This is a genomic window from aff. Roholtiella sp. LEGE 12411, assembly GCF_015206995.1.
Lineage (GTDB): Bacteria > Cyanobacteriota > Cyanobacteriia > Cyanobacteriales > Nostocaceae > Komarekiella.
The window spans coordinates 1-6,799 of sequence record NZ_JADEXR010000231.1; the positions used below are offsets into that span (position 1 = coordinate 1).

Annotated in this window: 5 protein-coding genes; 3 read left to right on the plus strand and 2 right to left on the minus strand. The window is 35.9% G+C overall.

The window, feature by feature from the left end; all coding sequences use genetic code 11:
• Positions 1 to 335 (minus strand): hypothetical protein (locus tag IQ246_RS28185; RefSeq protein WP_194006590.1); only part of this gene is annotated, 335 nt, incomplete at its 3' end.
• 924 nt (positions 336 to 1,259) lie between these two features.
• Here IQ246_RS28185 and IQ246_RS28190 point away from each other — a divergent pair.
• The 3 genes from IQ246_RS28190 (at position 1,260) to IQ246_RS28200 (ending at position 5,660) form a co-directional block, all read left to right on the plus strand.
• Positions 1,260 to 2,696 (plus strand): NB-ARC domain-containing protein, encoded by a 1,437-nt coding sequence (locus tag IQ246_RS28190; protein WP_194006591.1) that lies wholly within the window; start codon positions 1,260 to 1,262, stop codon positions 2,694 to 2,696.
• Positions 2,678 to 4,570 carry a serine/threonine-protein kinase gene (locus tag IQ246_RS28195; protein ID WP_244142191.1) on the plus strand — a complete coding sequence of 631 codons (1,893 nt, stop codon included), beginning with the start codon at positions 2,678 to 2,680 and terminating at the stop codon, positions 4,568 to 4,570. Before IQ246_RS28190 ends, IQ246_RS28195 begins: the two co-directional genes overlap by 19 nt.
• 64 nt (positions 4,571 to 4,634) lie before the next feature.
• On the plus strand, positions 4,635 to 5,660 hold the full coding sequence (locus tag IQ246_RS28200) for a M48 family metallopeptidase (RefSeq protein WP_194006592.1): 1,026 nt from the start codon (positions 4,635 to 4,637) through the stop codon (positions 5,658 to 5,660).
• 55 nt (positions 5,661 to 5,715) lie between these two features.
• On the opposite strand, the gene IQ246_RS28205 is transcribed toward IQ246_RS28200, so the two are convergent.
• A complete protein-coding gene (locus IQ246_RS28205; protein WP_255515666.1) occupies positions 5,716 to 6,600 on the minus strand; it encodes a CHAT domain-containing protein in 885 nt (294 codons plus the stop codon).
• Between the last annotated feature and the right edge of the window lie 199 nt (positions 6,601 to 6,799).

The following is a 6,799-nucleotide window of genomic DNA, read 5'->3' on the forward strand; positions in this document are numbered from 1 at the left end:
ATCAACAGCAATAGCTCCGATTCGGGATCTAACTCCTGTACCGTCTGGGCCAACTGATTCTGTTTAATTAAGATTTGTTTGTAATCATTCGTATTACAAGCAATGATTGCGATCGCCCGATCTGACAGATGCGTGTGGTTCAAGTGATGCCAGAACCAGCTTAAGCGCGATCGCACTGTCGCTCTTTTTAAGACGTTCTGAAAGCGAGTTTCCCTGAAAGAGCTAATAATCCACTTCTCTAGGGCGTCGGAATTATGGGGTGTGTGCGGAACTGAGACTACCCCTGACAGTCTAACCTCGACAACCTCTTTTATTGGGCTTTTGCCATTTTTCACAATATTTTCCTCTCAAACTTGGTCTTCAAGCTTCAGAGGGGGTTTATCAAGAAGGTTAAGGGGGAAAGGGGATTTTCTTCACTCCTTTCCCCTTGACCCTTCTTTAATGCGCTGCTACTATTTTTTGCTACCAAATTCAGGTTTTTTATTAATCAAATTTAACTTTACACAAAATACATGAATTTTTATAGCCAAAATACACTGCAAGGAATGGACTTTCCATGCGGCAGATCCTATAATGGATCTGGCAGCGCGGTAAAAACTCTCGGACAATTTAAGTGGTACTAAGTCGCCAAACTATAATAGCCACTGATTTTGTTCCTTCGAGATCAACCCCGCTCTGAGGTTATATGCAATTTAAACCACGCACAAAGCGCTACTCCTTAGTGGCGCTTTGTGCGTTAAATTGCCGAACTGTTGTATCTTCACCTCCATACCTCCTTTTAATTAAATTTATATTACACAAGTCCTGGACATCCGGAATCTAGTTTTGTCTCGTCTTTCAGTTAAATCTTCCCACATGATCTACTCTTGACCAACTTTAGTGAGGTAAGCTACCGAACAAGGTTGGCATCATGTCATTTGGGTACAGTTATAGTTGAAATGTGACTATTATGACTATTTAAGGATACAGTGTTGTTACCTCTAATAAGTATAATTTTAATTATATATCCTGAAGTGGTTATTATAGCAAGCAGTATATTATTAGTAAATTAAGCCTAAATCTAGCTTGGCATCAAAAAAGTCCATATCATCTGCCATCGAAACCAGGACAAACGCACGGGATTTTTGAAATCCCTCCTGGATAAGGATCTGGATGAAAAAATAGCCTATGTATGGGCTTCGGAACGAGTTACACATGCGTTTGACTTGCATCAAAACAAAAAGAAACTAGATTCTTTTGATAGAGGACTATAATTTAGCATGAATTTATACACAGAGAACTTGCTAGACATAGAGAGAATATTAGAGATATTAGAGGAGCAAGTACTTCAACATACTGGCAGAAATTTGTTGAAATCTGAGATAGCGGTAATAAAAGGGTCTTGGGATGGAAAGGATTACAAACAAATAGCAAGTGATTATGGATATAACGCGCACTATTTGCATAAAACAGTAGGTCCACAGTTGTGGAAAATACTTTCAGAAGCTATCGGGAAGGGAGTTGAGATAAAAAAAACGAATTCAAAAAATATTTTAATTGAATTAGTAAAAAAAGATTATCTTACAAGACTAGAAATATCAGAATCGGACAATAATTCTTTAATAGGTAAAGTTAAATTCTGTGGTGATCCGCCTGAAATAGTATCTTTTCATGGTAGAGAAGAAGATATTCATTATTTAAAGAACCAAATTATACTTTTTAAACAACGTTGTGTGTGCATAACTGGAGTTGGAGGAATTGGAAAAAGTCTACTAGTTACTAAACTAATAGAAGAAATACTTTTGGAGAATCCTGACAGGTATGATTATGTTATTTGGAAAAGAGTTGAACCTTCTTCATCAATTAGTGAAATAGTTACGGATTTAATTAAAATTTTCCATGCAGAGTATGAAGAAGATAAATCTTTTAAAGACAAGATTTTTTTAGTTTCAAAAATTTTTTCTTCTTATAAATGTTTGCTAGTAATAGATGGATTTGAAGCTTTAGTGCAAACAGGGAACTTTGGAAATCAAGCAGACTTTGAAGATTTCTTTAATGGAATTACCAAAGAACAGTACTTGAGCTGTGCAATTATTACAAGTCAATTACCTCTAAAAGAATTTGCTTATGCTATTGTAAAGTTGCCTGTTTTATATTTAAAGTTAGAAGGTTTAGACACAAATGCAGCAATAGAAATGTTACGAAAAAAAGGTTTAAGGGGGAAAGAGTGCAAAGAGTTAATTGAAACTTATCGTGCAAATCCATCAGATTTGGAGGCAGTTGCTGAGAAGATTAATCGCTATTTTGGAGGGAGTATTCAAAGATTCCTTGAATACAAGACTACTGTGATGGGAACACAATTTCAATTAATGTTGCATTTACAATTTGGGAATCCTGGATTTTTAAGCAAATTGCAAAGAAAAATACTGATTTATTTAGCAGAGCAGACAGCAGTAAATCAAACTGCTGTTCTATTTTCTACGCTGGTTAAGTATTTAAAAGAACAATTTGGAGAAGTATCAATTTCTGGAATAATGACAGAAATTGAGGTTTTGGAGCAACGTTCATTAATTGAAACTAGTAATGAATTAAGTAAACAAGAAGTAAGTTATAGCCTCCAACCAGTTGTTAGAAAGTATATTTTAATAGATCCACTTGGTTTAGTATATGAAACTTCTGGTAAAACACGATTGAATAATTGGATGGAGGCTGGGTAGAACCTGTGGTGTACTGTATAAACCCATTTTGTCCGCAGCGCCAGAATCCTGATGATGCCAGTCATTGTTTAGCTTGTGGAAATCCTCTAGTCATAAATGGACGCATTCGTTTACTACGTCCCTTGCGTTCTTTGACTGAAAATCCACTTACTTATACAGACATTTTTGAGGTTGAGGATACTTCCACTTCTTTGCATCCTCAACCTCAAAGAAGAGTAATGAAAGTATTAAAGTGGATTGATGATCCTAAAGTAGTAGAGCTACTTCGACAAGAGTCAATTATATTACAGACTTTAGATCATCCTGGAGTACCTAAGTCTAGCAGAGGAGATTACTTTCCTTTTGCGCTGAATGGCAATATTTTAGTGATGCATTGCTTAGTAATGCAGAAGTTTGAAGGAGAAAATTTAAGTGATTGGATAAAAATACATGGGCGAATTTCGCAGGATATTGCATTGGATTGGTTGTTGCAATTAGTTAATATTCTTGATCTCGTACACCGAAATGAGTATTTTCATAGAGATATTAAACCAGACAATATTATTCATCAGCCGGATGGGAAAATAGCACTTATTGATTTTGGTGGAGCGCGTGAAATTAGTAGAACATTCTTAGCGAAACTTAGCACTAATAGAGGAACTAGTACAGGAACTAGTATGGGCTATGAGATAACTAATATTCGGTCAGCTTATTATTCTCCTTTAGAGCAAATTAATGGACAAGCTGTACCACAGTCAGACTTCTACGCACTTGGTAAAACTTTCGTTTATTTGGTAACAGGTATTTCTTTAGCTAATATTAAAAGTGATGAAAAAACAGGAAAATTAGTTTGGAGAGATAAAGCACAGCATATAGATAAATTTTTGTCAGATTTGATTGATGATTTAATTTCTCCTTTTCCTGGTCAGCGTCCGCAAAATACCCAAATAATTCTACAACGATTAAATGAAATTCCTCAACAGAGAAAAATCTATAGACTAACTAGGTCTAAAGCATTCATATTCAGTGTCTTGTTTGTGTTTTTTACTCTAATAGGGTTTGGAGGTTTCAGAATACTTTTACCTGCAATGGCGAATAATCTAATAGCCCAAGGGAAAAAGTCAGAGATAGCAAATGATTCTAAAGCTGCACAAAGCTATTTTAATCAAGCGATAGAATATAATTCCCAACTTAAATCTTCTGTTGCTCAGTTTTACTTAGAACAAGCTGCTCGTTATTTTAATGACTTAAAACTAGCTAGAAAATATTATGAATTAGCTCTTAAGTATAGTGATAAAGATATAAATATTTACAATAGTTTAGCTGTAGTTTGTTGGCAACTAGGAGATATTGCTTGCGCTCTTGATAATTATCAAAATATTTTGATATTAAAGCCCAATGATTGGGAGGGATATTATAGATTAGGAAGTTTTTATGACGAAGAGGGGAAAGAGGATTTAGCTCAAGAACAATATAAAATAGCAATTAAAATTAATAAGAAAGCAGTGCCTGCGATCAATGATTTATCGCGCCTCAGCAATCTCAAGGGAGACTACAATCAGGCTGCTGCGTTAGCGCTTGAAGGGTTGAGCATGACTGAAGACCCAAAGCTACAAGCTGCTTTATATAAAAACTTTGGCTGGGCAAAGTTCATGCAAAATCAATATAGCGAGGCAGAAAAATATTTACAAAAAGCGAGTGATTTAGATAGCAAAAGAATAGATGCTGTTTGTTTGCTTGCTAAGGTGCAAGAAGCTTTAGGTAAAAATGAGGACGCTAGACTTTCATGGGAAATCTGTATGATTGCTAGGACTGATCAGCAAGATGTTTTCAAGTGGAGGCAGGAATTGCTAGACCGCCTTACCGATAATTCAAAAATCCTTAATATCAAGTAGCTCTTTGCTTGGTTATCAAATTTATGTATGCTGATAGCAGGCAAGTAAGTATATAAAATTTTTGATGAAATCTTTACTCAACCATACCAAGAAAAAAGTTTCTAAACTTCAAGTTGCAACGCTCGGATTGGTATTACCATCAATATTACTTTTGTCAAGTATTAACAGCGCAGAAAGTCGGACTCAATCAGTAGCAACAATAAGGGATAGGTGCAGTAAGTTTATAGGCCGAGTTTCTAGCTCAGGGGATCTTTACTTGCCAAGTGGAAGCCGACTGTGCCAGGGGGATCGGATTAATCCAGCCAAGGGAGCTACAGTCAAGGTCTTGTGCTATTTAAATGGAAATTTTGTGTATTTGAAGCAGAGTACTGTGTTTAACCAACCAGACACCTGTGCAGTGCCGCAAGAGATAACAGAGCTATGTACGGGCTTGAATCCGAGTAATTGCTATAACCCTAAGAGTCCGGGCGAGGAAAAAGAAGCACCAACATTAGTCAGTCCGTATGGCAGTTCTATGTTGAGTACTAACCCTGTGATATCTTGGAATGCTGTTCCTAACGCTACAAGCTACACAGTAATTGTCAGTGGTTATGAATTTTATTGGGAGACAACAGTAGATAAAGGTGTTACTATGCTGCCTTATCCAAAAGAACAAAAACAATTGCAATTTGGTAATGTGTATAAATTCACTGTCATTGCAAACAAAGGCGAATTGTTCTTAAATGCTGAACCTTTAGTAGTTAGTGTTTTGCCTGAAGAAGAGCAAAAAGAAATTGCACAAAAAGTCAAGCAGATCAATGAATTAAACTTACCTCCAGACGAAGCAGCCATTTTCGATCTACATGCTATATATATGTCCAGGAATCTTTTAAATGAAGCAATTGAGACATTAAAAGCACGAGTAGCAGCGGGAAGCCAAAACCCAACTGTTTACAGAGTACTAGCAGATCGATATCTAGAAGCATGGTTGCCGAATGAAGCGCTTCGTAATTATAATATTGCAGATAAATTAGCGAGGCGTACTGGAAACTTAAATGAATTAGCTAGAGTGCAACAAGGACTAAAGTTAGTAAAATTTCATAACAAATAAATGGAACCATAAATTGATCATTTTGATCAATTTATGGTTGTCAGACCATAGAATTTCACAACCATCCGCCAACAAGAATAAATCCTGCCCAAAAAAAAGGGTGGCTGTATCTAGAGTCTGATACTAAAATTAATTGTGCTTGACGTAATGCTTCTGCTTTGGGAACACCATTTTTCAAGCTTTTGTAAAATTGTTCCATAAGTAAAGCAGTAGAGTCAGCATCTACTTTCCACAAAGTTGCTATTGTAGTTCTTGCGCCTGCTTGTGCAGCTACTCCAGCAATTCCTAGTGCTGACCTCTTATTGCCTTTGGCGGTCTGACAAGCACTTAAAACTAATAATTCAATTCCATCTTCATGAGATCGAGCGCTTAATTTTAGTAGGCTATAAAACTCTAATGCGTTAATCGCTTTGTCCCAAGTAAAGAACATTGTTCTTTTAGCTTCAGAGCTAAATTGAGCGTGAGTAGTTAAATGAACAATAGGAAAGTTAAAACTACTCAACTGTTGCCCAAGTGCTTGGCTAGTAAACTTTTCGTTTAGCAAGACTTTTGAAGAAGAAGTTTGTTGCTTTACATCTTGTATCTCCTCTTCCACTCTTGGTAGTGCTTTCAAGCCTTCAATAGCATTTAAAGTGTCGAAGTTAGGATTGATTTCAGACAGCCCACCAATTAAAGCTCTTAACTGATTTTCAGGTAAGAGCTTAGGCTGTCGAACTCTAGAGTTTAAAGTTTGAGCAATACTGTAACGTTTAAATAAATAATCTTTGCCATTATGAAGCAGTCCTATTGGTAAGCTTTGGAAAGATGTATCTAAAGTAAATACTAGGGTTCCTGATAAAGGTAAGTATGTCTTTATGGGTGCAATTAGCAAGCCATAAAGTTCTTGAGAAGGTGAAAGAATTAAATTTTTATTAATAGAGGCTAACCTAGTAGACTGCAAGTTTTCTAAGAGATTATTGACAGGAAGTTTAACTAGTTTAGAGTCAACAGAATGGCGGTGAAGGGAGCCATTAGCTAGGGGAAACGCACCTTATTTACTAATAAAAACTAAGAGAGATTTCAAAATGACATAGATAAGTGTAAAAATTCCTAAAATGATAAATAAAATGAATGAAGTATTCTGAAAAATATGAATTAGA